This is a genomic window from Aliikangiella marina (assembly GCF_007004765.1).
Taxonomy (GTDB): Bacteria; Pseudomonadota; Gammaproteobacteria; order Enterobacterales; family Kangiellaceae; genus Aliikangiella; species Aliikangiella marina.
Window position 1 is genome coordinate 337412 of record NZ_VIKR01000002.1, and the last position, 25303, is coordinate 362714.

Here is a 25303-nt window from a genome sequence, read left to right on the forward strand (position 1 = left end):
TCATTCTAAAAACTTACATGCCAATCGAGGCTAATGGTATCGAGCCCTGGATTAGGCTTTTTTAAATAAGCATTGGAGTAGTGATTATATCGCAGTGTTAAACGGTTTTGCTGTTGATTGAATGGGATTCCGATGCCAAACATGGTTGCAAATTGCCCTTTCGTTGATAAAGTGACAGGCATAAATTGTTTGTCATCAAAATAGCTAATACCCACTCCGAATTGCCAATACCAATTTCGTCGTTGATTTTTATTTCCCCAGAAATTAAGGATTGGTCTAAAGGCGATGATTTGGCGTGTTTGTTCAAGTTTGATTTGAGAATAGTATGCTTCGAATTCTAGTTCGCTATAACCGAACCACTCATGATCAAAATGATATTCACTACCCCAGAATAACCCGATTGACTGGTGAGAGGCGCCGCTAATATTTTGATTTTGAATCAACGCGTCGTTCATTCCGTGGCCATAACTTAACATCAGTCCATCTACAGCCATCACTAATTTCGAATGGGTTAAAAGAAATATCGTTAGGCTTGTCCAGATTATGTATTTCACTTGGCGGACGGATTTAAAAGCCCTGCTGTTTTTTAACCATATCATAGGCCGATTGAATTTCCTGTGACTTCTCTGTAGCAACTTTTATCATTTCCTCAGGCATCCCCTTGGACACCAGTTTGTCTGGATGATGTTGCGACATTAATTTTCGGTAAGCGCGCTTAATTTCTTGCTTACTTGCATCTTGTGAGACGCCTAAAACTTGGTAGGCCTGTTCAATAGACGGGCCTTGGGTGCTCGCGTAACCGCCAGATTGTCCGTTTCGATAAAATGACTGTTGAGCAATCACCATTTCAATCAATCGATCGATTTGAAAGGCTGGTATTCTGAAAGCGTCGCCAATCTGATAAAGAATTTGTAACTCAGCAGGTGATACCTTACCGTCTGCGGTCGCGCTGAGTATTTGGATTTCTAAAAACATTTGCACTAGGCTGGGTTTGCGAGCGCAATTAACGATAAACTCACGCAAATTCACTTGAAGATCGAATTGCGGCGATTTACCGAGGTTAAATGCATCGATTGCTTGTTGGCGTTTTTCACCGCTCAAGCCAAGCTTGGCCATAACTTGCTCTGCCGAATCAATCTCGATTTGTTTAACGACACCATCCGCTTTGGCAAGATGACCCATAACCGCAAAGGTAGAATCAAAAAATAGCTGTTGAGTTTGTGACGGATCTTTAGGTTCAAAAATTCGACCGAAATCTTGGTTAAGTCCTTTGTCAAAGCTATGACCTATCCAGATCCCTAGCAACAAACCAATGGGTCCCCCAAGTAAGAGACCTATCCCGCCACATATTATTTTTCCGGTAATGTTCATAGTTAGTTCGCTATCAGTTTAGTTGGCTATTGCAACGAGCTATTCAGCTCATTTAACCGTTCTGGAGTACCCACATCGGTCCATTTCCCTGGATATAGCTCTCCGGTAATCAAGTTTTTATCCGCTGCCGCTCTCAGTAAAGGCGCTAGTGGCGTCGGCACGCCTGTTTCACAGGTTTCAATTAGTGATGGACTGTAAAGACCGATTCCGGAGTAAGTGAATTTTTTATCAGCGTTATTGAGAATTTGACTGTTTTTTAATCCAAAGTCTCCCGAAAGGTTCTGAGGCGGGTTGTTTACCAAGATTAAGTGAGCCAAACTTTTATTCGTTTCCAAAGCTTCGATATGGGGACTATTGGTCAGTTTTTCAAATGGGTAGTCGCTCCAAACATCGCCATTGACTACCGCAAATGCACGCTTGCCCAATTTGTCTATCGCGTTTTTTAATCCACCTGCGGTCTCGAGGGCAATCGTTTCAGGCGAGTATTCGATAGATACGCCAAAGTCTTGCCCGTCGCCAAAATAAGCTTCGATTTGTTCACCTAAGTAGCAGTGATTGATTACGAGCTCGGTTAGTCCTGCATCTCGGAGCTTTTCTATGTGATGTTGTAATAAGGGTTTTCCGGCAACCTTTAAAAGTGGTTTAGGTTGATTCGCAGTCAACGGCATCATGCGTTGACCTCGACCCGCGGCAAGCAGCATTACTTTCATTGGCTGGTCTCAAATGCAGGACCGATAAGTTGTTCTAACAGCTCATCGAAATCCTTGAGTTCTTGATAGTGACTCGTTACTTGTTTCACGTAGTCGTAGGTCAGTCGCAAATCCTTCAAATATTGTGGCTTGTTATCGCGATAATTTAGGCGGCAGAAAATGCCCAACACTTTTAGATGTCTTTGCAATCCCATCCAATCAAAATCTTGAGTAAAAGCGTCAAATGAGGATTCCATTAGTGGTTTGCAGGCTACTGTCTGTTGACTAGCAATTTGATAATAAGACTCAAGCCAATGGATAACTTTGTTTCTCGGCCAACTAATGTAACAGTCTTTTAATAATGAAACCAAGTCATAACTGACGGGCCCAATAACGGCATCCTGAAAGTCGATGACCGCAAGTTCATCACTTTGGGTTAGCATAAGATTTCGTGAATGAAAGTCTCTGTGAGTGAGTCGTTGATTTTGTTTGGTTGCTCGTTCGATCAGCTGCTTGCAGAGTTTATCGATAATTGTTTGTTGGGAATCGGTTAATTGAATACCGAGATGTTTATTAACAAACCAAGTTTCAAAAAGTGAAAGTTCGAAAGCTAATTTTTGCTCGTCGTAAGCTGGTAGATCGGCGATTTTTTCAACGGGTATGATTTGAAGTTGGATGATAATATCGATTGCTTTGCGATAAAAACTATCGACGTTGCTTTCAGTCAATCGTGGTAATAACAGTTGATCACCCAAGTCACTCAGAATAATAAAGCCGTGTTCAAGATCAATATGTTTGAATTCTGGGACTTTGATCTTTTGCGACGCGAGCAGCGAACCGATTTGCCAAAACGCTAGGTTATTTTCTTTGTCTGGCGGCGCATCGACCGCGATATATGTCGCTCCCTGATGTTTGAATCGGAAATAGCGCCGAAAACTGGCATCACCCGAGACTACGGTTAATTCAGGCGCGTTAGTATTTAACACTGAGCCAATCCACTGAGACAGATTATCGCGCCTTTGTTGGCGAATTTGTTCGGTGTTTGCCTTTAGTGAACTAGTGGTGTCAGGTTGACTAGCGGGTCCCATGGGTAAGTAAATAACCTCTTATTGCATTGGCCAAGAATAATGCCTGTAATTGATACTTATCACAAGTCGCAAAGTCTCGTGCTGCTTTGGGTGTTTTCGCTGCATGTCTTTTCAAGTATCATAGCGTCAGATTTTGTAAAAGAGAAAAAGCTTTGCCAAAACAGGCTATTACAGCTTCGATACCGTACAGACTTAAACCATTCGTCTTGCCGCTTGTTAGCGCTGCAGTACTGGTTGTATTTTGCACGCCTACCGTATCACTTGCACAAGAACAGGAAGTAGCGGAAGAAAAAAGCGGATTAACAAGTCAAGCGCAATTAGAGGCTTTGTTTAAATCGCGAATGCCGTTGGTAAATGGTCAGCCCGATCTTAAATTATTATCTCTATGTCCGGGGGCGGGAAATCTCTCGAGACAAGAGCGCCAACTTGTTAGTAAAGCAGTACTATCATCATCAACCGCTGACCAGCAAGTTCAAATGCTCGCTGATAGTGTGCCCACCAATAGCGACGAAACGACTCATTTGCTGGGCAATGTATCCATCCGAGATCTCGACTCGTTGTTGCGCGCTCAAGAAATTCGGATTAATCATCTCACCGATGAACTTTATGCCGGAGGAGGCGTCTCCCTGGAATCCGAAAACGCGTTTTTTAGCGCTGAGTCATTGCAGCGAATGCAATCCTCTGAACAAGTGGATTTGCAGCAAGCTCGTTTTTATATCTTCTCGAACAACGCCAATGGGACTGCAGAGTCGATCAATGTCAACCAAGATGACACCATTGACTTTAATGACCTCGCTTTTACCACTTGTCCCGTGGGGGAAGAGAGTTGGCAAATAAAGTCAAGTGAGATGGCTATCGACCCCGAATCAGGTTATGGCACTTCCTATCATACGGTTATCGAAGTTGGAGATGTGCCGGTGTTTTACCTACCCTACCTAAGTTTTCCTATTGATAATCGCCGCAAATCTGGCGTTTTAATGCCAATAATTAAGCATGGTAGTGAAGAAGGGTTAGATTTGGCATTACCTATTTATTGGAATATTGCGCCTCAGTCCGATGCCACTATCACTCCAAGGGTTATCGAAAATCGGGGCAACCAACTCGCGACTGAGATTCGTTATTTAAGTGATTTGGGTTTAACGCAGGTGGATATTCAATGGATGCCGAGCGACGACTTGCTGCAATCTAAATTGGATAATCCGCTACCCGGCGTAACTTTAGATGCAACGAGTGATGAGCGTTGGTTCGGGGCGATTTCTAACGTCACCAACATCAATAACAATTGGCGTGCAAACTTAAAAGCGAGTCGTGTCAGTGACAGTGATTATTTTAGAGATTTTGGTTCAGGCATTGAATCATCAAATGCCTCAAGATTAACCAGTGAGCTTAACCTTTATTACCAAGATGACATTTGGCAAATGCGCTGGTTTGCGCTAGGCCATCAGTCATTAATTGGGATCGATTATTATCGATATTTACCGAGCTGGGAAGCCTACGCGGATTATACTGATCAATTGGGCTTTCGCTGGCAGTGGGAATCTCAGTTAACGCGATTTGAACATAACAATCAGAATCAACTAGAGGGTAGACGCTATCATATTGCGCCTACGGTTAGTTATCCGCTCACTGCTTCCTGGGGATTTGTCACACCTAAATTAAGCTACCAATTGACTCAATTTACTCAGAAATCTCAGCTCACCGAACAGGAAGCTGATTTTTCTCGTGAACTGCCAGTATTTAGTCTGGACGGTGGCCTCTATTTTGATCGCCAATTTAGTTGGGGAGAGGAGCCGTTTAATCATAGTGTTGAGCCGCGAATTTTTTACACTTACATTCCATTTGAAGATCAATCACAAATTAACAACTTCGATACTGGCGTGACCGACTTGAGCTTCGCGCAACTGTGGCGAGAAAACCGCTTTCATGGCATTGATCGCATCGGTGATGCCGACCAGTTGAGTATTGCACTTGGTAACCGGTTGGTGAGTTTGGAGTCTGGCAGAGAGTTGATTCACCTGCAAGTCGGTAAAACCGTGTACTTTCAGGATCGTCAAGTGCAGCTTGATACTTCGCCAGCAGCCACTCGGTCTGAATCTCCATGGTTGGCGCAAGTTGATTTTGAACTGTCTGATTCACTGACCTTGAGTGGTTTTATTGAATGGGATGAAGAGCAGAAGGTTACCAACCGAGCTGAATCTAGAATAAATTTTGAACCTAGAGAAAATCATATTGTCAATTTAAGCCATAGATACCGAAATATAGTCGGCCAAGAAGTGGAGGAGTTAGATTTTTCTTTTGCTTGGTCGATTGATGAGCGCTGGAGAATGGTAGGCCGCTGGTACAGCGATCTCGAAACAGGCGACACCATAGAGGCGTTGGCTGGCATCGAGTATGAGTCTTGCTGTTGGGCCGTTCGTTTGGTAGGACAGCGTTATTTAAATACTCAGTTAGACGCGTTAGGTGTGCCGATCTTCCAGCAAGATAGTTATAATGATGGCATCTACTTTCAGTTTGTCTTTAAAGGATTGGGAGCCGCTGGCCAATCGAATCTCGATCGGCTGCTGACGACGAGCATCAATGGGTACCGGGATCCGTATAAAATAGATTAAACTCGCAAAAAAGCGCAAATTCCGCGTAAGTTGAATCATTATAGTGAGTAAAATCGCTAAGGTTGAGCCAAAAATTGTGAGATAATCCGGGCTTGGCGCGGTTAAAGCGTTTTGGTCGAATAATGGCTTGAAAAGCCACAGCAATATATGAGAACGTGCCGCACCTTATGGGTTGCTCGTTAGGAATAAACGGCTTTAAGAGTACCAACTTTGCAAAACGCAGAAATGGTTCTCCGGAAGTAACATTAGAAGTAAAAATTGGTTTGAAAATGAACAAGTTAGTTAAATTGGCCGTAGTAATAGTAATTACATTTTATACGGCGTTATCGCATGCAAAAATTGAAATTATCGATCGCGTTGTTGCTCTGGTTGATAAAGATGTAGTGTTAGCCAGCGAGTTAGTTCGCAGAACCAATAGTATCGTTGATCAAATCAAGTCGCGTAACCAGGCCGTACCGCCCATTGAAAAATTGCGTGAGCAAGTGCTTGAGCGCTTGATTTTGGAATCATTACAGTTACAGATGGCGAAACGTGCGGGAGTTCGGATCAGTGATACTGAACTCGATGCAACGATTGAAAGAATCGCTAATGACTCAAAACTCTCGGTTGAGCAGTTTCGTAAGAAAATTGAATCAGAAGGCCTCGCTTGGGCTATTTTCCGCGAAGATATTCGTAATGAGATCATGATTTCGCGGGTACGCAAAGGTGCTGTGACCCGAAGAATCAAAGTGAGTGAAAAAGAGGTCGACAACGTACTTGCGCAGATCAACCAAGAAGGCGAAAGCCGGACGCAATACTCACTCGGTCATATTCTTTTACCACTTTCGGAAGGGGCTTCACCTGAGGAAGTATCTAAAGTTCGTCAGAAAGCGCAAAATATTGTCAGACAACTCCGCGGTGGCGCAAACTTCCAGGAATATGCGATTACCCACTCTGCGGGCGAAAATGCCCTGAGTGGTGGCGGACTAGGTTGGCGCAGTTTGTCACAGTTACCTAGTTTGTTTGCCGATAGTGTGCGCAATATGAAGGCAAACGAAGTGACTGAGCCACTCCGATCAGGAAGTGGACTGCACATTTTAAAACTCTTTGAAAGTAAAGGCGGCTTTGAGACTCACTCAGTTGTGCAAACGCACGCAAGGCATATTTTGATTACTCCTAACGCGATTCTCGACGAAAAAGCAGCTTATGAAAAAGCTCAGCTGTTGCGCCAGCGAGTTTTGGAAGGTGAAGATTTCGCTGAGTTAGCTGTTGAGCATTCTGATGATAAAGGGTCGGGTGCATTAGGTGGTGATTTGGATTGGGCTGATCCGGGTACTTTCGTTCCAGAGTTCACTGAAGCAATGGACAAATTGGCCATCAATGAAATCAGCCAAGCGGTTAAATCTGAGTTTGGTTACCACATCATTCAAGTTCTCGGTCGTCGCGACCAAGATCAGACCGAAGAAAAGAAACGCGACCGAGCCTATTTAATTTTGCATAACAGAAAATTCGAAGAAGAAGCATTGTTGTGGTTGCGTGAAATGCGCGATCAGGCTTATATCAAAATAATCAATGACAAATAACAGTAACCAGTCGCTCCCCAGAGTCTTAGTGACGATGGGGGAACCTGCAGGGATTGGTCCTGAGCTGATTGTAAAAGCTGCACAGCAGGAATTCGAAGGTCAGTTGATTGCCTGTGCTGATCCCGAGCTTCTGGCTCAAGTCGCCAGCAAGCTTAGTTTGCCCCTCAGGCTGTTGCCCTATCAGCTGGGGAGTGATGCCGCTCCTCATCAGCCGGGCCAAATTTGGTTTGTCGCTACCCCTCTGAGTGAAACAGTAACGACCGGCGAGTTATCGGTAAAAAATGCAGCTGACACGCTAAAGATGCTGAAATTAGCAAATGATTTAGCCCTTAATGGGCAAGTTGATGCAATTGTTACTGCGCCAGTTCACAAAGCGAACCTGAACCAAGTTGATAGCGGATTTTTAGGACACACCGAATATTTTGCCGAGGCCGCTGGCATCGACAAGGTCGTGATGATGCTTGCAACTAATGAGCTTAGAGTCTGTTTACAAACGACTCACCTACCACTCGCCCAAGTATCTAAAGCGATTACTCAAGACAGTCTGACAAAAACGATTTCGACCATTATTGACGGACTGGCCCGGCTCGGTGTTTCTGCGCCTAAAATTGCCGTCTGTGGATTAAATCCTCATGCGGGGGAGGGAGGATTGCTTGGTAAGGAAGATGACGAGATTATTCAGCCAGTCATTGAGCAATTTGCTGAAATTGGCCATCAGGTATCAGGACCTTATCCTGCGGATACGTTGTTCACCCCCCAAAAACGTGCTCGCTTTGATATTTTTTTAGCGATGTACCATGATCAAGGTTTACCGGTTGTTAAAGCCGCTGGTTTCGGTCAGTGCGCTAATATCACGCTAGGCTTACCCTATATCAGAACTTCAGTTGATCATGGAACCGCTTTAGATATTGCGAATGACTTTTCGGCTTCCGCTGATAGTCTCTGTTATGCGATCAACTATGCCTTAAGTTTAGCCGAAGGGAAGCTGCCAGGATGAAACCTTTTAACCCCAATCAACATCAAGCTAAAAAGCGTTTTGGGCAAAACTTTTTGACCGATCAGGGAATTATTGATCGAATAGTTAAAGGAATTCAGCCTAAACAGGGGGACAATCTCCTAGAAATTGGACCGGGGTTAGGCGCGCTCACTCGTCATGTTTTGCCCTCAGTGGGTAAAATGACGGTGATTGAGCTCGATCACGATGTCATCCCTAAATTGAAATTTAATTGTGACGGCTTAGGTGAATTAGATATTGTTCAGCAAGATGCACTCAAAGCTGACTTTTCTCAGTTTGCTCAGGAAAAGCCGCTAAGAGTTATTGGTAATTTGCCGTATAACATTTCCACCCCAATCCTTTTTCATTTGTTCAAACATCTTGAAGTTAGCGACGAAAACCAGGGCATTCAAGATATGCATTTTATGCTCCAGAAAGAAGTCATCGATAGAATTGTTGCCCAGCCGGGAAGCAAAGCATTTGGACGATTGACCGTAATGACAAGATATTATTGTGATGCGCAATATCTGTTTACTGTTCCGCCGTCGGCGTTTTCACCACCACCCAAGGTCGACTCTGCGATTGTTCGATTAACCCCCAAAAGAGAGCGTTTACCACTCGAAGATTATGCTGTCTTTTCAGCAATGGTTAGTGAGGCGTTCAATATGCGCCGTAAGACTGTGCGAAATGTTTGGAAGAAGCGTCTTGATGACCAAGCCTTTGAATCGTTGGGTATACTCCCAACCTTAAGACCGGAAAACCTCAATTTGGAGAACTTCGTCGACGCCGCAAATTGGGTTAGCCGAAATAGTTCCCGGTAACTCTAGATCGACTCACCATTTCCTTGAAAATTTCTAACTCCGTTAGATATACCACATAACCCGTATTGAGCAGGCTTTAATTAGATTCAATATCGGACACGTGATATTATGCGACACATAACGATAAGGTCGATACTCCGTGTAGGAATCAATGCAAAATACCAAAACTTATCCTGCTGCATGGTATAGCCGGTTGCTAATCCAGTTGTTTCGGGTATTCGTCAAGCGATTAATGCCACCCCGTTGGTTCCGCAGAGCGATTCCCTCTGAAAGTGAACGAGCTGCCAAGACTGGATTGCTTAATATCGAAATTGTTAGTCATTGTTGGCAATATGGCAATATGTTGACTTATCAACTCAGTTCTTTTGTTAACTACCCCCCACAAAATGCTCAGTTAACAGTGACCGTTTTTTATTCGGAAGAAGATACTGAAACCCGAGATACCATTGAGTTTTTTTCCGCGCTAGAAACCAAAAACGTGAAGTGGAATCCACAGCCAATTAGTAAGCCGAAACTGTTTAGACGAGCGATTGGTCGCAATCGGGCTGCGCTGGACACTAAAGCCGATTGGGTTTGGTATACTGACTGCGATATTATTTTTCACAATGGTTGTATCGATTCACTTGCGCGGGCACTACAAAGCAAAAAAGGCGCGCTTTACTTTCCAAAACAAGAACGAAAAACACCGATGCTTGCAGAGTCTGACCCAATGCTTAAAAAAGGGCGCAAACCGCAGTTAGTTGATATCCAAGCTGATGAGTTCACACTTCACCCCATTGAAAAAGCCAAAGGCGCTTTTCAAATCGTCAATGGTGATGTAGCAAGAGCAATCGGTTATTGTGATGGGATGAGGGCTTTTCAAACGGAGGTTGAGCACTGGAGCAAGACCTATGAAGACACGGCATTTCGTTGGCTTTTGCAAACCAGTGGCGAAGCCATCGATATCGATAGCGTTTATCAAATACGTCATATTATTAAGGGCCGTTATAAAAAAGGCAGCAGTATTTCTCGACTACGCAGTAAAATTCGTCGAATGCAGGAGTAGCGTTAGCGGTTTTGTTTGAGTATCGCTTTCGCTAGTTTCGGAGGAGCACTGTGGCCGTCAATAATTTCCTAATTTTTACTAAGCGAGTATTGCCACTTTCCAATACCTTTGTTGCAAATCAAGCGCGTTTTTTAAAAGCGTTTAATCCGGTGTTTACTGGTTTTTCCCATGACTCGTCTGGCCAGCACTTAATTGAAAACCATCAGAGTTGCGTATTGAGTGACTTTAGTAAATTTCCAAAGTGGGACAAGTTCTTGCTGGAAGGATTTAGCCAGGTTTCTAAGCCGTGGTTAAAAGCGCTTGAAACGTTTAAGCCGAAATTCATTCATGCGCATTTTGGTAAAGGCGGATTTTATTCCGGAGCGATTGCCGACGCATTAGAAATCCCGTTAGTGGTAACTTTTCACGGTTCCGACGTTACCCAAAAAGATAGGTTCTCTTACAATCAAAAACATCGAGAATTCGTTTTTAAGAAAGCGCAGCATGTTATTGCTTCTTCCCAATTTATTGCCGACAAACTGATTGCTCGGGGTTGTCCTGAGGATAAATTAACGGTTCACTATATTGGTATTGATAATCAATTTTTTAAACCTTCACTAGAGAAAAGTGAGTCGCCAAGCGTTCTATTTGTTGGACGACTCATAGAGCAGAAAGGATGCGAGTATTTGCTTAATGCGATGCATCAAGTCAACAAAGTTATACCGCAAGCCCAGTTGCTCATTGCTGGCGATGGTGTGGAACGTAAAAAGTTAGAGTCAATTGCGGCAGGTTTAACCAATGTAAAATTCTTAGGACCCCAGAATTCTGCGCAAATAAAAACTTTATTGGATAAGGCTTGGGTCATGTGTGCTCCAAGCGTAGTGATGCGCCGTGGAAACGAAGAGGGCCTGGGTATGGTCTTTTTAGAAGCGCAAGCGATGGGAACGCCAGTTGTATCTTTTGATACTGGTGGTGTTTCTGAAGCGGTTAAAAATGATCAAACGGGTATTTTAGTTGAAGAGCGCTCGGTTGACGCTTTAGCCGAAGGACTGCTCTCGTTATTAAGTTCCTCGGAAAAAAGACGCGCCTTCGCGGCAGCGGGAATCGAACGCATCGAAAAACAGTTTAATTTAGAAAAACAAACTCGACGCTTTGAACAAATTTATTCATCTTTGATTGACTAAAGCAAGATAAAAATATGGCTAATATTCATTATCGTCCAGAAATAGATGGACTTCGCGCAATTGCCGTGATGTCAGTTATTGTTTTTCATGCCGGTGTAGAGTCGATGTCAGGCGGCTTTATTGGTGTGGATGTGTTCTACGTTATTTCGGGTTTTTTAATTACGCGCATTTTACTTAAAAGCGTTGCAGAAGAAAAATTTTCCTTTTCCGATTTTTACGCGAGAAGAATAAAACGCTTGCTACCTGCGGCGATGGTGCTGATTGTTTGTACTTTAATTTTCGGTGCCTTTATCTTGTCACCCAATCGCTATATCGAATTAGCGAAAAGCGCATTTTACTCCAACTTATTCTTGGCCAATGTGTGGTTTATGAAAAACTCTGGCTATTTTGATCTATCGACGCAGATCCAGCCACTGGTGCATATGTGGTCCTTGGCTGTAGAAGAACAGTTTTATCTTTTTTATCCGCTGCTGCTTGTGTTTGCGAATAAGATTGGTGGTATCAGTGGAATTAAGTTTTTAGTTTTATTTATTTTAGTGAGTTCTTTTGGCTTAAATTTATGGCTTATCGATACTCAACCTGATTTTACTTTTTATATGCTACCGACAAGAGCGTGGGAGTTAGCTATCGGCGCTGCGCTCAATTTTCTTTTGGTACCGAAAGGTTTAAAGTGGCAATTGAGTGCCATGTCATTACTCGGATTTGTCATGGTAGTGAGTAGTTTTTTCGTGATTAACCACAACGACGCTTTCCCAGGAATACTTGCCTTAATACCAGCCTTAGGAACCGCTTTTATTATTTATGGCTTGAGTGAGCAAGATAATATACTCAAGCAATTTTTGAGCAACAAGCCAATGGTATTTATTGGGAAAATTTCTTACTCTGCTTACCTATGGCACTGGCCGATAGTTGTTTATTATCGAATTTATGTCAACGAACGTGCGTTTAACGGTTTTGAAGTTCTAATGTTGATTAGTGCAAGTTTGCTCGCGGGTTATTGGTCGTGGAAATATATTGAAGAACGTTATCGTTATCGGCAACTGTCCAATAAAAAGGTCTTCAGAGTAACACGTTGGGCAACCGCATTGGCTATCTTGTTGTCACTGGGAATTTATTTATCCAATGGCATGGCTTTTAGGATGAGTGAAAGTCAGCTAGTTGTTGCCGATGATGATTTAATGTGGGACATCAATTGCACTGAGTCGATGAAGCCATTTAAAGAACTTGACGAATCATTTTGTGTTGTCGGCGTACCTTGGCAGGAAGCGAAAACAAAAGCCATTATATGGGGAGATAGTCATTCTCAACACTGGGCACAAATTTTTGATCTGCAAGCTAAGTCAAAAAATATGTCGGTTCTGATTGGACCAAGAAAATGTCCTGCGTATTTAGAAGGTAATATTGTAAAGTCTCATTACCCTCGTTATCCTACTTTTACAGAAGACTGTACCACCCGAAATCAAGTCGTTTTAGAGTGGCTGGATCAAAACCCAGAAGTCGATCTCATTGTTCTAGCGGCAGCATGGTCGGGACACGCAAGAATGAGTTATTCAGACTCACAGCCCGACAACCTCAACAGTTTGCCGCTAGAAGACAAGTCGTCAGATCTCGGAGTAAAGGCAATTGAGCCAGCTTTCGCTTTATTGCTTGATAAGTTAAGCGAGCGCTCTGTCATGTTGCTAGCGGATATTCCGCGGCCAAATAAAGTCTTGAATGAGTGTGCTTTCTCAGAGAATACTTGGTTATTACGGAGTCGATGTAAAGATTCCGACTATAAAATACTGAATGCTGATACGATACTTGATTGGCACAAAGCGACTGATCAGCTATTAAATGATCTTGCGAGTAGATACCCTAACACGACGGCGATAATTCCTACAGCGGCACTTTGCGATGAAAAGTCGTGTGAAACCTATATCAATAATGAGCTAATCTATAAAGATGCGAATCACATTCGAAGGAACCTCAAACCCGATTCCGCTTTAGCTTTAGCAAAAGTTATTGGCATTGAGAGTTACTTAGAGTCCTTTAATAGCGGCAACTAAGCGCCTTGGTATTAGGCGCGTTTTCAGTCTTTTGGACTCGTATTACTGGTATTGTCAAAGATTAATCACTTGGTTCAGTTTTAGTTAAGTTTTATTTTGCTAAGCTAATAGGTAAGTTGCTCAATTGTACGCAGATATTGTCGCGATGTGATAATCCGCTAAAACCTGTGATACACCGAAACTAAACTGGGATTATTATGAAAATCATGCCTTCCATCTTTGCTGTCATAGTCTTGCTGTTTACGGCCGCTTGTTCCACGCATTATTCAGTTCATGGGCATTCTCACCCTCATCATCGAGGTAACGTAACCGTTGGGGTACATGGCCATTCCCACGGTAGAGCGGGTGCAGTGTTGGGCGCGTTAGTTGTTGGAGGCGTTATCGGCCATATGATTTCAGAAGCTTCTGATGACGATGAACCACAGCGAAGGGTTGTTGTTGAAAAGGAGTACTCCGACGATACTGAGAGTGTCGTTAATGGCTATGAGATTGACAGTCACCAAACTGCGCCTCTGGATAGTCGTTGGTATCAGCGTGGCAAAGACGGTAAATGCTATTTGATGGAATCTGTCGATGGGACTAGCCAGGTGGTCTCTTTGGTGCCCGACTATTCGTGTGGCTAGAACAATAAACAACAACGGGGCTGATTAGTCCAAATTAGCCTTGCTTCTCTTAACTATTGTTACTGATTTGCAGTTAATCTTTGCGTTTACAGCGGTAAACAAGTGCGTTTATGACCGCCCAAACTGAGAGGCATTTTCGGTGAACTTATCGCTAAGGTTGGTGTTTACAACCAGTTGTTCAGCGATCGTTTTTGGAACTGGCTTGGCAAAGTGATACCCCTGACCATACTGACATCCCATCTCTGTGAGCTTTTCTAGCTGTAGTTCCGTCTCTATTCCTTCGGCGACGAGAGATATCTGCATGGTTTTCGCTAAAGCAACAATCATATTGATGATTGGGTGATCGGGGGTTTGATGATTGATATTCGTAACAAATGAGCGATCGATTTTGAGAATATCAAATGGTAAATGATTCAGATAGCTCAGCGAAGAATAACCTGTTCCAAAATCATCTAGTGAGATTTTTACGCCAATCAGTTTGAGTTGATGAAACAAATGACGCGCTTTGCCGATGTTTTCCATAAGAACGCTTTCGGTCAACTCGATGACAAGCCGGCTAGGGTCAAGGCTAAATTGGCGAATTGTTTGCTTAATCTCTTTTATTAACAATGAATCAACAAAACGGTGGGCTGAGATATTGAAACTGATATAAATGGGGTCATTGTTCAGTTTGCCCCATTCTTGTAGCTGGCGGCCCACACTGACGAGTAGCTGACGATCGATTTCTCTTATGAGATTATTTTGTTCAGCGACTTGAATAAATTCGCCCGGGGCAATTATTCCTTTAGTGGGATGATCCCAACGCATCAAAGCCTCAAACCCAACTACCTTTTGAGAGGCGAGATTAACAATTGGCTGGAAGTAAAAGATTAACTGCTTTTTCTCGATGGCAATTTTAAGCTCTTCGATTAAAACTCTTTCTTTGAGAATGGCTTGATGCAAACCCACTTCATAAATTTTAATATTGTTTTTGCCTTGTTTCTTCGCATGATACATTGCGTGACTAGCGTTCTTTAAAAGCGACTCTGCTGAATCTATCGACTTGTCGATGAGGGCTATTCCAATACTAATTGAAGTCGTGATTTGGACATTATCAATACGGATGGGGTGTCGCATGCGTTCGAGAATTAAATTCGCAATTTGAATCGCCCGAGCTTGGCTAACATTAGACTCAAGTAACACCGCAAATTCATCTCCGCCAATTCTTGCTAGGGTATCGCTTTTACTCAGTAACGAACCAATCTGGTTGGCTGCGACTCGGAGCAATAGATCGCCTTTTTGATGGCCATACTTGTCATTAATGAGCTTAAAGTCGTCAAGATCGATAAAAAGAACCGATAAAGCGCTTTTTGATTTATCGATAACTAAAGAAAATGCATGCTCCAAGCGATCCATGAATAATGCACGGTTTGGTATGCCTGTCGCTTGATCATGAAGGGCTTGATATTGAAGCCTTTGCTCTTGAATTTTACGCCCAATAGCACTGCTGATGTGTTGACCTAGAAATGTCAGAAACTCTTTATTTTCATAACTAAACTGAATCGACTGGTCATAACTTTGCATGGCGATGGCACCAGAAAATTCATCATCGATTTCAAATGGAACTGCCATCCAGCTTGTTGGAATTTTATCGCGAAATATAAGACGGTTTTGCTTAAATAATATTTTCAGATCTTCACTTTCGAGGAGGTAGGCTTTTTGTCTTTTAATGACTTCGGCAACTAGCAAGTTATTAGTATCCCTATCCGGTAATTGGAAATTGAATTGATGAACTGCGTTATCGTCTTGAATGTAAGGAAAACTAAACTTATTGGTCTGTTTATTGTATAAGACTACAAAGAAACTTTGAGCTTTAACTTGTCGGCTGATGATTTCGTGGATCCGGGTGTAGAGTTCTTCTTTTGAGCGAGTGACAAAAGTTAAATTTGAAATCTCGAGGTAGATATCACTTAGCTTTTTCGATTCGCCAATCGCATTGACTAGCTCTTCTAAAGTCTCGACGTTTTGTTCTGCGGTTAGTTTCGAAGCTAATGCACTTGCGAGTATTTCTAAGTATCGTTGATGTTCATTACTAAAAAATCCTCTTTGACTGTGTTCCGAGTCAATTACGCCGAGGACTTTGTTTTTAAAAATAATTGGCACTGCCAGCTCCGAAGCTCGGCTTTGATCATCGACGATATAATTGGGATCTTTACTGGTGTCCTTCACAATAACCGACTGTTTTGATTTAGCACATCGGCCAACAATTCCTTCACCAATTTTTAAAGTGATAGGATTAATAATTTTTTCTTGATAAGGACTTTTAGGACCATAAGCCGCTACTTGTTTTAAGGTGACGTCGTCTTCTTCCAAGAGATAGATGACGCAATCTTCGAAGTCTAATGACTTAATTGTGTGTTGGGCGAGATGCCAAATGATCTCTGGCACCGAATTGATCTGATTGATTTTAATAATAAAGTCAAACAGTGCATCCATGTAAACATATCGAGCTTGCAGATCACGCTTATTTTCTTTGATATTAGCTTTGTTTGACGATTGATTAGGCTGTTCCGACAAAGTAAGTGCCTTTTCCTTAACCACTTAGTTTCAGTATAGAAGAAGGCCGCTTGAGTTGCTTGATAATTGATTTAAATTCTTAGAATGGTCATTAAAATGCCGATATCTGCTGCGAAAAATAGGTATTCTATTCTATGGGTGATGGCTTGATTGAAACCATGAAATTTTGAAATAAAAAAAAGAGCCTAAAAAGGCTCTTTTTATAATATTACTCGTCCAAGAAACTTCTGAGTCGATCGGAGCGCGTTGGATGCCGCAGCTTTCTGAGAGCTTTGGCTTCAATCTGTCTGATACGCTCTCGAGTAACATCAAACTGCTTACCGACTTCTTCAAGTGTATGATCGGTATTCATGTCGATTCCAAAACGCATTCTGAGTACTTTAGCTTCGCGCGCAGTCAAACCGGCGAGAACTGTTTTGGTCGCTTCTCGAAGGCTTTCTGAAGTTGCTGAATCAATAGGAGAATCTTGATTCGCATCTTCGATAAAGTCGCCAAGATGTGAATCTTCATCATCGCCAATCGGTGTTTCCATTGAAATCGGCTCTTTCGCGATTTTGAGAACTTTACGGATCTTGTCTTCAGGCATATCCATGCGTTCAGCCAGTTCTTCTGGTTGTGGTTCTCTACCCATTTCCTGGAGCATTTGGCGCGAAATACGATTTAGTTTGTTGATAGTCTCTATCATATGAACCGGAATACGAATCGTTCTGGCTTGATCAGCGATGGAGCGCGTGATCGCCTGACGAATCCACCAAGTCGCGTAGGTAGAGAATTTATAGCCGCGGCGATATTCGAACTTATCGACGGCTTTCATCAAACCAATGTTACCTTCCTGAATAAGGTCAAGAAATTGTAATCCACGGTTGGTATATTTTTTAGCAATCGAAATAACCAGCCTTAAATTGGCTTCAACCATTTCTTTTTTGGCTCTACGGGCTTTCGCTTCACCAATTGACATTCTGCGGTTGGTTTCTTTGACTTCTGCGATAGTTAAGTTACTGTCTTGCTCAACTTTGAGCATTTTGTTTTGACAACGAATGATGTCTTCAGCAACTTCTTCCAAGCGTTCAGTATATTCTGGCTCTTTAGCGAGAATCGAATCAATCCACTTAGTATTCGTTTCACTTCCAGGGAAAGTGCGAATGAATTCCTTGCGCGGCATTTTTGCACTTTCTGTAGCCAGCTTCATGATTAAGCGTTCTTGCGTGCGGAGAGTAGCCATGCGAGAACGCATTCTCTCAGACAAGCGATCAAACATTTTCGGTAGTAATCTAAATTGAAGAAATGCTTCTTTCATCGCTTCAATATGCTTAACCGCTGTTTTGTGATTTCTGCCGTATTTCGAAATCGCACTGATTGATTTTTCGAAGCTTTTTCTTAAGTTTGCAAAGAGTTCCGCTGCGACTTCTGGATCGGGACCGACGTTGCCTTCTTCTTCATCGTCGTCATCACTATCGACATCGGCGTCTTCGTCTGCAAGTTCTTCTTGTGGCACTTCTGAGCCAACATGACTTGCTGCCATCGCCGCTTCGTCTTCAGAGTCAGCAAAACCAGTAATAATGTCAGTTAATCGGATTTCGCCAGCTTGATATCGGTCATATTCATCAAGCAGTGTCGAAATCGTTTCAGGATATTCAGCAATCGAGGCGAGAACCTGGCGAATACCGTCTTCAATTCTGCGGGCGATCTCGATTTCGCCTTCTCGAGTGAGTAGCTCAACAGTACCCATCTCTCGCATGTACATGCGCACTGGGTCTGTAGTTCGACCAAATTCACTATCAACACTTGCAAGTGCTGCCGCTGCTTCTTCAGCAGCGTCTTCATCGGTAGCGGAGTTGTCGCTCATCAATAGTGCATCGGCTTCAGGTGCTGCTTCAAACACTTGAATACCCATGTCATTAATCATACTGATGATGTCTTCTACCTGGTCTGGATCGACGATGTCAGGTGGAAGGTGATCATTAACTTCTGCATAGGTTAAATAACCTTGCTCTTTACCGCGAGAAATCAATAATTTCAGCTGGGATTGCTGTGATACCGTCGCCGGATTAGGATTGTCTGCCATTCACTATAACCTTAAAAAGGACAAAAATTACTCAGTTCAGTGTCGAAATTTCCATGCATCAACAATGCGAACACGAAACCGCCAATTATACACAGTCTAGACCGTGATCAGCAAGAATACTAACCGCTATCTGGGTATAAACTGAAAAAAAATCAAGGTAGGGTTAAAAATGCCAACTGAGACTCAAAAATCAAAGACTTATAGTGATTTTAGTTTTTGTGGATCGCTTGTTGCAGCTGTTTTAAGGTGGCTTTTTCCGATTCGTCGAGTAGCTGAGTTTTAGATTTCTCAATAAGTGCGTCCCACTGCTCTAAAAGATAGGTTTTTTCGAGTCTTTTGATTATCTCGCACACTTCAATTTGTGCATTATCGGCGTGGGTGTGTAGTTCGCTGACAGCTAACTTTTGAAGATGCGGGTGTTCGGGGCGATCTCGCCAATGTTCAATTAACATCGCCGTAGTCATATCCTCATGTTTATCAAGCAGCTGGCACATTTCGAATAAGATTTGAGCGCCGGGATCTTGAATGGCTTGTAGCCAGTTGAGATCGGCTGCGGGCATCGCGTCAGGAAATTGTAGCAGCAATGCGATTGCCCGCCTGAATGTTGCACGACTTTGTTGCTGAGAGTCTTGCTCAGAGTCGGCTGGCTGTGGGTTCCCAAACTGTTGGTTTGGAGCACGCGAATAGTTTGCAGAGTGTGTTTTCTGGTCTTGATTAGCTCGAGGGTGTTGTTGTGAATTTGAACTAACACTTTGATTTTCATTAGTTTCTTCAAGTACTTTCGCAAGCTGCTCTTGGTTTAACCCTGATAATTCACAAAGTCTAGCTGAAAATCGTGCCGCAAGAATGGCATCTTTTATTTCTTGGTAGAAAGGTTTCGCCAGGTGAACCAATCGTGCTGGCCCCTCAAAAGTATTCATATCCACTTGTGATTTTAAATACTCAATTAGATAGTCAAACAAGGTGGTCGCATTTTCAACTTGTTGCCGAAAAGCATCGGCCCCGATCTTTCGGACTAAAGTATCCGGATCCTCCCCATCAGGTAAAAAGATGAGGCGTACCTCGCGAGTCTCTCTGACTAGCGGCAGCGCATGTTTTAGTGCACGAACCGCGGCTGCTCTTCCTGCCTTATCGCCATCAAAACAGAAGACGACCTTGGGACATATTCTAAATAAAGTCTGTAAGTGCTCACTTGTAGTGGCAGTACCCAGAGTTGCGGCTGCATTTTGAATCCCGAATTGAGCAAGCGCGACGACGTCCATGTAGCCTTCAACAATAATCACATGATCAATGTTGCGCATTTGACGGCGCATTTCGAATAACCCGTAGAGCTCGCGCCCCTTGTGGAATAAATCGGTTTCGGGAGAATTTAAGTATTTCGGTTCACCTTTATCGATGACTCTGCCGCCAAAGCCAAGCACTTGGCCCCTGCGATTTCTGATTGGAAACATTATCCGATCGCGAAAGCGGTCATATGCTCGACCATCATCTTTTTGAATCATCATACCGGTAGCAACGAGATCTTTGGTTAACTTTTCTTTGTCGCTGTCTAAGTGCATGAGATTTTGCCAGCCATCGGGAACGAAACCCATTCCATAAGTCTTGGCGATTTCACCGCTCAACCCACGATTTTTTAAATAAGCGATTGCTCTCTTGGCTTTCGGGTGGTTTTTGAGCTGTTGCTGATAATGGTTTGCGACTTTTCCCATTAAAGGAAACAAGTCATTGTGCTGTTGCTGTTGACTGCCTGAATATGCCTCTCGGGGGACTTCCAAGCCTTGTTGTGCGGCGAGATCTTCAATCGCAGCGACGAATTCTTGGCCCTCATACTCCATCAGAAAAGTAAGTGCATTGCCACTCGCGCCACATCCGAAACAGTAGTAAAACTGTTTGTCGGGGTTCACTGAAAATGAAGGGGTCTTTTCATTGTGGAACGGACAACATGCAGTATAGTTTCGACCGGCTTTTTTCAAGGAAACTCGTCGGTCAATGATTTCAACTAAATCACAGCGAGCGAGAAGCTCGTTAATAAAAGACTGTGGTATTCGTCCTGCCATCGCTGCCTACATGAAAATCATCAAGTGGGCTATTTTGCCCAATCATAAATAGAATGTGAATGATAAATCGTCTTAGTCACCAATTTAAATCAATAAGCACTCAGAGCCCAAACCAACAGGCTGATGAGAACGATGCTTTGAACAGCGAGCGGTTTTGCTCGGAAGAGAATTTTAGTTGAGTTGAGCTTTGACTTGACCGCTGACTGCGCCCATGTCCGCTCGGCCCTGCATTTGAGGCTTGAGAATCGCCATTACTTTACCCATATCACGCATCGTTTCCGCGCCTGACTCGGCGATCGCGCTAGTGATCATTGCTGCGATTTCTGCTTCGCTGAGGGCTTGTGGCATAAATTCTTGCAGCGCTTCAATTTCAGCTTTTTCATTGTCTGCCAATTCTTGGCGTCCAGCTGATTCAAATTGCGAGATCGAGTCTCTGCGCTGCTTGATCATTTTATCGAGAATGGCAAGAACGTCTGTATCGGTTAGCTCTTTACGCTCGTCGACTTCTACTTGCTTGATTTGAGCAAGTAACATACGAATAGTTGCCAAGCGCACTTTTTGTTTTGCGCGCATGGCTTCTTTCATACCGTCTTTTATTTGCGTAATTAAAGCTGACATAAGACTGCCTAGACTCTGTTGATCGTTTTTGTTTTAAGCGGCTTTTAAGTTTATCTTCGAAAAGGAAGGATAAACTTAGTACAAGCGTTTACGCTTAATTTGATCGCGAGAAGCTTTTTTCAAAGAACGCTTAACCGCTGCAGCTTTTTTACGTTTACGGACTGCAGTTGGCTTTTCATAGTGCTCACGACGACGAACTTCAGACAAAATACCTGCTTTTTCACAAGCACGCTTGAAGCGACGAAGAGCAATATCAAAAGGTTCGTTTTCTTTCAGTTTTACGGCTGGCATTTATTCAATCCTAGCTTTGAGCCCTGATTTCGAGATATTTCAACGATTCGGGCGTTAATTATGCCCTTATCGGGCTATTACAAAAATTACGGTTAATATTTCGTCAAAACCGACGAGGGCGCAGATTCTACTGGTTTTTTATGGGGAATGCAAAACTAAAAAAGATATTTTTTGGCAGGATCTGGATTGTTCTGTATGATCTCCTCCAAAGAATACGGGTTGATTTTCAAAAAATCAAGAATATCAACAAGTTGAATAAATTTGTATGAGTTAAAGCATAGGTTCAGAAAGTGACCGAGATTCGAATTCTAGGTATCGAAAGCTCTTGTGATGAGACGGGAATCGCGATTTATGAAGAAAAGAAAGGGGTAACTGCGCACCAGCTCTATTCACAAGTTAAATTACATCAAGAGTATGGTGGGGTAGTGCCGGAACTCGCTTCACGGGATCACGTCCGTAAAATCATTCCCTTGATTGAAGCGACACTCAAGCAGGCAAATTTAGCCCCGACCGACTTAACCGCCATCGCTTACACCCAAGGTCCAGGGTTGATAGGCGCCTTGCTGGTTGGTGCCGCGGTCGCTAAAAGTCTCGCATTTGCGTGGCAATTACCGGCGATGGGCGTGCATCATCTTGAAGGGCATTTGCTGGCACCCATGCTAGAGGAAAACGCGCCCGAGTACCCGTTTTTGGCTCTGCTGGTCTCCGGAGGGCATACCATGTTGGTGGATGTACAAGGATTGGGGCGATACGAAATTATTGGTGAGTCAATTGACGATGCTGCTGGAGAAGCTTTTGACAAAACCGCAAAGATTATGGGACTCGATTATCCTGGCGGACCGCTCCTCGCAAAATTGGCTGAGGATGGCGATGGATCTGAGGCAAAGTTTCCAAGGCCAATGACCGATAGGCCTGGATTAGACTTTAGTTTTTCTGGATTGAAAACGTTTGCGGCTAATCGGATTGCTGCTAGCGAAGATACCGCTCAAGCTCGAGCTAACATCGCGCAAGCATTTCAAGAGGCCGTTGTAGACACTTTGGCGATTAAATGTAAGCGGGCCCTAAAGCAAACTGGTAGCAAGCGGTTAGTCGTTGCGGGAGGAGTGAGTGCGAATCTCGTACTTCGTGAAAAGTTAGCCGAGTTGATGGCTTCAGTTGGCGGAGCCGTTTTTTATCCACGGCACGAGTATTGTACTGACAACGGCGCAATGATCGCTTACGCGGGATTTTGTCATTTTAAGCAACAAACAGAACACTCAACCGATAACAACCATGAAATCGCTGTCAGTCCTCGGTGGCCGCTGTCTGAAAGTTTAGCGCAAGATTAAACGAGTGTTGTTAAGGCAGCAAAGCGGGCGGTTTAATTTCAATGATTTTCGGGTGACTTTGGACCCGCTTTTACACCAATGATGGGCTCTTTGCCGGCAATGATATTGGCAAAGTTTTTTCTATGTCTTAGCACGACTATCGCGGAAAGCGCAGATAAAGGAATAAATAACTCATTAGCAAACTGATAGGCGAAACTAGGAACTACAACTGCGGTGATGATCGATGCGACCGACGAACGCTTAAAGGACCATGCCAAGATAATCCAGCTGCCAATCGCCAAGGGAGACAACTTCGGTCCTACCAACACCAGTACGGCAAACATACTCGCAACGCCTTTTCCGCCTTTGAAGCGATAGTAAATTGGAAAACAATGTCCCAACAAAGCGCATACGCCTACCCAAGCAACCCAGAAAGGCGGATAATCGAGATATATCGCCACGGCAATCGGTACCGCAGTTTTCAACAAGTCACCAATTAAAGTCGCGAGCGCTGCAAGTTTGCCACCGATTCGGTGAACATTGGTCGCACCGGGGTTGCCAGAACCGACGATCCGTGGGTCTGGCAAGGTCATCAATTGGCAAATTAGAATCGCCGAAGATATCGAGCCACTGAGATAAGCAAGTAGTAAAAGACTAGCGTATTGAATATCCACTATAAATTAAATCAACTGTTGTTTTACCAGTATACGAGAACCGTTGCGTAGTTGGATTGTAAATCATTCGATATGCAAATAGAATCTGGCTTATTCACGAATTATGAGATTCATCTATGGATATTGTTTTTATTAAACAATTGGAAGTTCGCACCGTGATCGGTGTTTTTGACTGGGAGCGCGAAATCAAGCAAAAACTCGTATTTGATTTGCAGCTTGGCACCGATATTAAAAAGGCCGCTGCCAGTGACGCATTGAATGATACCCTTGACTATAAAGCTATTTCGCATGCCATTCATGATTTTGTTGAAGCCAGTGAGTATCAGTTGGTTGAGACTGTGGCTGAGAAAGTTGCTGAAATGGTGTTAAGAGATTTTCCGGTAAAATGGTTATCGATTGAGTTAAACAAACCGGGGGCTGTGAGTATTGCGCAAAGCGTAGGGGTGAAAATTGAGAGAGGTCAACGAGGTTGATAGTTTATCTTGGAGTGGGCAGTAACATTGATGCGGACCACCACATCAACATTGCCAAGCAAGCCATCCAAACTTATTACCCCAGCAGTCAATTTTCACGAACATTTGAAAGCGAGGCAGTCGGGTTTGTTGGAGATAACTTTTTAAATTTAGTGGCAGAGATAGAGACCTCGACACCACTCGAACAGCTCATCGAAGATATCAAGCATTTAGAAGACCAACTAGGGCGTGTTAGGGGCGGCGAAAAGTTTTCCTCGCGAACCATTGATATCGACATTTTATTGTACGGTGATCTGATTTGTGAGAAACCAATTGTGTTGCCGCGCGATGAAATTCTCGAGAATGCTTATGTGCTCTGGCCTCTGTCTGAAATGAGACCGCTTTTAAAAGTACCTGGCAGCAATCAGACTTATTCGCAAAAATGGCAAGCATTCAATAAAGACTCACAAAAGATCGTACCTTTGGATAAAAATGGGTGAAGAGATCATTTAAATGAAGTCGCGCCTACCGCCATCTACATTGATCACAGAGCCTGTAATATAGTGTGCACGCATAGCCAGAAACACCACTGTTTCAGCAATTGCTTCAGCCGTACCAAGTTTTTTGAGCGATGTGGAAGCGAGGATTTTGAGTTGTTCTTCGCCTACATGAGATTGTTGTTCTGGCCATAAAATGGCACCCGGCGATACGCCATTCACTCTAATCCAAGGTGCCATCACCAAGGCTAGCTCTTGAGTTAATGATTTTAAGCAAGCCTTGCTTGCGGTATATAAAGTATGCTCGGCTAGCCCTGCATCGGCATAAATATCAATTAAGTTGACTATCGCCCCTTGGGCTTTTTGTAAACTCGGCCATGCAAGCTCTGCTAGGTGCTTCGCTGCTAAACAATTCACTTTTAAGAATGAATCGAGTTGCGCAGGTTTAGCTTCTCTCATGGGCGTTGGATAAAATATTGAGGCATTGTTGATCAAATAGTCGAGTCTGCCATGCTGACTAAGGCACTCGCTGATGAGTTTTTCCGTAGCAGGTTGATAGTTATTCAGTTCACCTTGGTGTATGGTGCAAGTAACGGAAAAATTGTGGCTAATTTCTTCCTGCACTCGTTCGGCTGACTGGCGAGAGTGGTTGTAGTGGAGCGCAATATTACATCCGCGGCTCGCAAATGCTATAGCGGTTGCTTTGCCAATCCGTTTAGAACCGCCTGTAATTAATACCGTTGGTCGTGACATTGGAATAGATTTTCTCAAGTAAT

The 25303-nt window shown here is 43.4% G+C and carries 22 protein-coding genes; 11 read left to right on the top strand and 11 right to left on the bottom strand.

The genetic code is table 11. The features are described from left to right. Positions 1-5: 5 nt before the first annotated feature. From FLL45_RS07770 to FLL45_RS07785, 4 genes are all read right to left on the bottom strand, one after another. Positions 6-494 (bottom strand): acyloxyacyl hydrolase, encoded by a 489-nt coding sequence (locus FLL45_RS07770; protein ID WP_185964372.1) that lies wholly within the window; start codon positions 492-494, stop codon positions 6-8. Between the two features lie 73 nt (positions 495-567). Next, entirely contained in the window at positions 568-1371 is an 804-nt protein-coding gene (djlA, locus tag FLL45_RS07775; protein WP_142941468.1) for a co-chaperone DjlA, read from the bottom strand. A gap of 26 nt (positions 1372-1397) precedes the next feature. Continuing rightward, on the bottom strand, positions 1398-2081 hold the full coding sequence (gene murU, locus FLL45_RS07780) for an N-acetylmuramate alpha-1-phosphate uridylyltransferase MurU (protein ID WP_142941469.1): 684 nt from the start codon (positions 2079-2081) through the stop codon (positions 1398-1400). Further along, positions 2078-3148: an aminoglycoside phosphotransferase family protein gene (locus FLL45_RS07785; protein ID WP_142941470.1), complete on the bottom strand. Its 1071-nt coding sequence runs from the start codon at positions 3146-3148 to the stop codon at positions 2078-2080. Before FLL45_RS07785 ends, murU begins: the two co-directional genes overlap by 4 nt. A 152-nt stretch (positions 3149-3300) precedes the next feature. On the opposite strand from FLL45_RS07785, the gene FLL45_RS07790 reads away from it, so the two are divergent. The 8 genes from FLL45_RS07790 to FLL45_RS07825 all read left to right on the top strand — a co-directional run bounded on the left by FLL45_RS07790 (position 3301) and on the right by FLL45_RS07825 (position 14010). Beyond that, positions 3301-5757, top strand: coding sequence for an LPS-assembly protein LptD (locus tag FLL45_RS07790; RefSeq protein ID WP_142941471.1), 2457 nt, complete (start codon positions 3301-3303; stop codon positions 5755-5757). Positions 5758-6026: 269 nt separating this feature from the next. Continuing rightward, the gene (locus FLL45_RS07795; protein WP_185964373.1) at positions 6027-7319 is read left to right on the top strand and encodes a peptidylprolyl isomerase; all 1293 of its coding nucleotides are present in this window, start codon (positions 6027-6029) and stop codon (positions 7317-7319) included. After that, complete coding sequence (gene pdxA / locus FLL45_RS07800) at positions 7309-8316, top strand: 4-hydroxythreonine-4-phosphate dehydrogenase PdxA (protein WP_142941473.1); 1008 nt, start codon at positions 7309-7311, stop codon at positions 8314-8316. The genes FLL45_RS07795 and pdxA overlap by 11 nt, the downstream gene beginning before the upstream one ends. After that, positions 8313-9134 carry a 16S rRNA (adenine(1518)-N(6)/adenine(1519)-N(6))-dimethyltransferase RsmA gene (gene rsmA, locus FLL45_RS07805; protein WP_142941474.1) on the top strand — a complete coding sequence of 274 codons (822 nt, stop codon included), beginning with the start codon at positions 8313-8315 and terminating at the stop codon, positions 9132-9134. The genes pdxA and rsmA overlap by 4 nt, the downstream gene beginning before the upstream one ends. Positions 9135-9285: 151 nt before the next feature. Then, positions 9286-10179: a glycosyltransferase family 2 protein gene (locus FLL45_RS07810; RefSeq protein ID WP_142941475.1), complete on the top strand. Its 894-nt coding sequence runs from the start codon at positions 9286-9288 to the stop codon at positions 10177-10179. Between the two features lie 50 nt (positions 10180-10229). Beyond that, positions 10230-11342, top strand: coding sequence for a glycosyltransferase (locus FLL45_RS07815; protein ID WP_142941476.1), 1113 nt, complete (start codon positions 10230-10232; stop codon positions 11340-11342). Positions 11343-11356: 14 nt separating this feature from the next. Continuing rightward, a complete protein-coding gene (locus tag FLL45_RS07820) occupies positions 11357-13387 on the top strand; it encodes an acyltransferase family protein (RefSeq protein ID WP_142941477.1) in 2031 nt (676 codons plus the stop codon). Between the two features lie 197 nt (positions 13388-13584). Next, the gene (locus FLL45_RS07825) at positions 13585-14010 is read left to right on the top strand and encodes a hypothetical protein (RefSeq protein ID WP_142941478.1); all 426 of its coding nucleotides are present in this window, start codon (positions 13585-13587) and stop codon (positions 14008-14010) included. Positions 14011-14118: 108 nt separating this feature from the next. On the opposite strand, the gene FLL45_RS07830 is transcribed toward FLL45_RS07825, so the two are convergent. From FLL45_RS07830 to rpsU, 5 genes are all read right to left on the bottom strand, one after another. Beyond that, positions 14119-16590: an EAL domain-containing protein gene (locus FLL45_RS07830; RefSeq protein ID WP_185964374.1), complete on the bottom strand. Its 2472-nt coding sequence runs from the start codon at positions 16588-16590 to the stop codon at positions 14119-14121. A 184-nt stretch (positions 16591-16774) separates the two neighbouring features. Then, the gene (gene rpoD / locus FLL45_RS07835) at positions 16775-18631 is read right to left on the bottom strand and encodes an RNA polymerase sigma factor RpoD (protein ID WP_142941480.1); all 1857 of its coding nucleotides are present in this window, start codon (positions 18629-18631) and stop codon (positions 16775-16777) included. Positions 18632-18840: 209 nt separating this feature from the next. Then, positions 18841-20688, bottom strand: coding sequence for a DNA primase (gene dnaG, locus FLL45_RS07840; RefSeq protein ID WP_142941481.1), 1848 nt, complete (start codon positions 20686-20688; stop codon positions 18841-18843). 171 nt (positions 20689-20859) lie between these two features. Continuing rightward, positions 20860-21306 (bottom strand): GatB/YqeY domain-containing protein, encoded by a 447-nt coding sequence (locus tag FLL45_RS07845; RefSeq protein ID WP_142941482.1) that lies wholly within the window; start codon positions 21304-21306, stop codon positions 20860-20862. A 75-nt stretch (positions 21307-21381) separates the two neighbouring features. Next, positions 21382-21597: a 30S ribosomal protein S21 gene (gene rpsU / locus FLL45_RS07850; RefSeq protein WP_142941483.1), complete on the bottom strand. Its 216-nt coding sequence runs from the start codon at positions 21595-21597 to the stop codon at positions 21382-21384. A 299-nt stretch (positions 21598-21896) separates the two neighbouring features. Here rpsU and tsaD point away from each other — a divergent pair, with 299 nt between their 5' ends. Continuing rightward, positions 21897-22925, top strand: a complete 1029-nt coding sequence (tsaD, locus tag FLL45_RS07855; protein WP_142942234.1) for a tRNA (adenosine(37)-N6)-threonylcarbamoyltransferase complex transferase subunit TsaD — start codon at positions 21897-21899, stop codon at positions 22923-22925. Between the two features lie 38 nt (positions 22926-22963). Here tsaD and plsY read toward each other — a convergent pair whose 3' ends face one another. Further along, positions 22964-23578 (bottom strand): glycerol-3-phosphate 1-O-acyltransferase PlsY, encoded by a 615-nt coding sequence (gene plsY, locus FLL45_RS07860; protein WP_185964375.1) that lies wholly within the window; start codon positions 23576-23578, stop codon positions 22964-22966. 116 nt (positions 23579-23694) lie between these two features. Between plsY and folB the strand changes: the two genes are divergently transcribed. Both folB and folK read left to right on the top strand, forming a co-directional pair. Further along, on the top strand, positions 23695-24051 hold the full coding sequence (gene folB, locus FLL45_RS07865; protein WP_142941485.1) for a dihydroneopterin aldolase: 357 nt from the start codon (positions 23695-23697) through the stop codon (positions 24049-24051). Then, positions 24048-24530, top strand: coding sequence for a 2-amino-4-hydroxy-6-hydroxymethyldihydropteridine diphosphokinase (folK, locus tag FLL45_RS07870; protein ID WP_142941486.1), 483 nt, complete (start codon positions 24048-24050; stop codon positions 24528-24530). The genes folB and folK overlap by 4 nt, the downstream gene beginning before the upstream one ends. A 9-nt stretch (positions 24531-24539) precedes the next feature. On the opposite strand, the gene FLL45_RS07875 is transcribed toward folK, so the two are convergent. Further along, positions 24540-25280 carry an SDR family oxidoreductase gene (locus tag FLL45_RS07875; protein WP_185964376.1) on the bottom strand — a complete coding sequence of 247 codons (741 nt, stop codon included), beginning with the start codon at positions 25278-25280 and terminating at the stop codon, positions 24540-24542. Between the last annotated feature and the right edge of the window lie 23 nt (positions 25281-25303).

Bases quoted from the DNA above. Each gene is read 5' to 3' on its own strand.
- FLL45_RS07770 (WP_185964372.1), bottom strand. From the start codon at position 494: ATGGCTGTAGATGGACTGATGTTAAGTTATGGCCACGGAATGAACGAC.
- djlA (WP_142941468.1), bottom strand. From the start codon at position 1,371: ATGAACATTACCGGAAAAATAATATGTGGCGGGATAGGTCTCTTACTT.
- murU (WP_142941469.1), bottom strand. From the start codon at position 2,081: ATGAAAGTAATGCTGCTTGCCGCGGGTCGAGGTCAACGCATGATGCCG.
- FLL45_RS07785 (WP_142941470.1), bottom strand. From the start codon at position 3,148: ATGGGACCCGCTAGTCAACCTGACACCACTAGTTCACTAAAGGCAAAC.
- FLL45_RS07795 (WP_185964373.1), top strand. From the start codon at position 6,027: ATGAACAAGTTAGTTAAATTGGCCGTAGTAATAGTAATTACATTTTAT.
- pdxA (WP_142941473.1), top strand. From the start codon at position 7,309: ATGACAAATAACAGTAACCAGTCGCTCCCCAGAGTCTTAGTGACGATG.
- rsmA (WP_142941474.1), top strand. From the start codon at position 8,313: ATGAAACCTTTTAACCCCAATCAACATCAAGCTAAAAAGCGTTTTGGG.
- FLL45_RS07810 (WP_142941475.1), top strand. From the start codon at position 9,286: ATGCAAAATACCAAAACTTATCCTGCTGCATGGTATAGCCGGTTGCTA.
- FLL45_RS07820 (WP_142941477.1), top strand. From the start codon at position 11,357: ATGGCTAATATTCATTATCGTCCAGAAATAGATGGACTTCGCGCAATT.
- FLL45_RS07825 (WP_142941478.1), top strand. From the start codon at position 13,585: ATGAAAATCATGCCTTCCATCTTTGCTGTCATAGTCTTGCTGTTTACG.
- rpoD (WP_142941480.1), bottom strand. From the start codon at position 18,631: ATGGCAGACAATCCTAATCCGGCGACGGTATCACAGCAATCCCAGCTG.
- dnaG (WP_142941481.1), bottom strand. From the start codon at position 20,688: ATGGCAGGACGAATACCACAGTCTTTTATTAACGAGCTTCTCGCTCGC.
- FLL45_RS07845 (WP_142941482.1), bottom strand. From the start codon at position 21,306: ATGTCAGCTTTAATTACGCAAATAAAAGACGGTATGAAAGAAGCCATG.
- rpsU (WP_142941483.1), bottom strand. From the start codon at position 21,597: ATGCCAGCCGTAAAACTGAAAGAAAACGAACCTTTTGATATTGCTCTT.
- folB (WP_142941485.1), top strand. From the start codon at position 23,695: ATGGATATTGTTTTTATTAAACAATTGGAAGTTCGCACCGTGATCGGT.
- FLL45_RS07875 (WP_185964376.1), bottom strand. From the start codon at position 25,280: ATGTCACGACCAACGGTATTAATTACAGGCGGTTCTAAACGGATTGGC.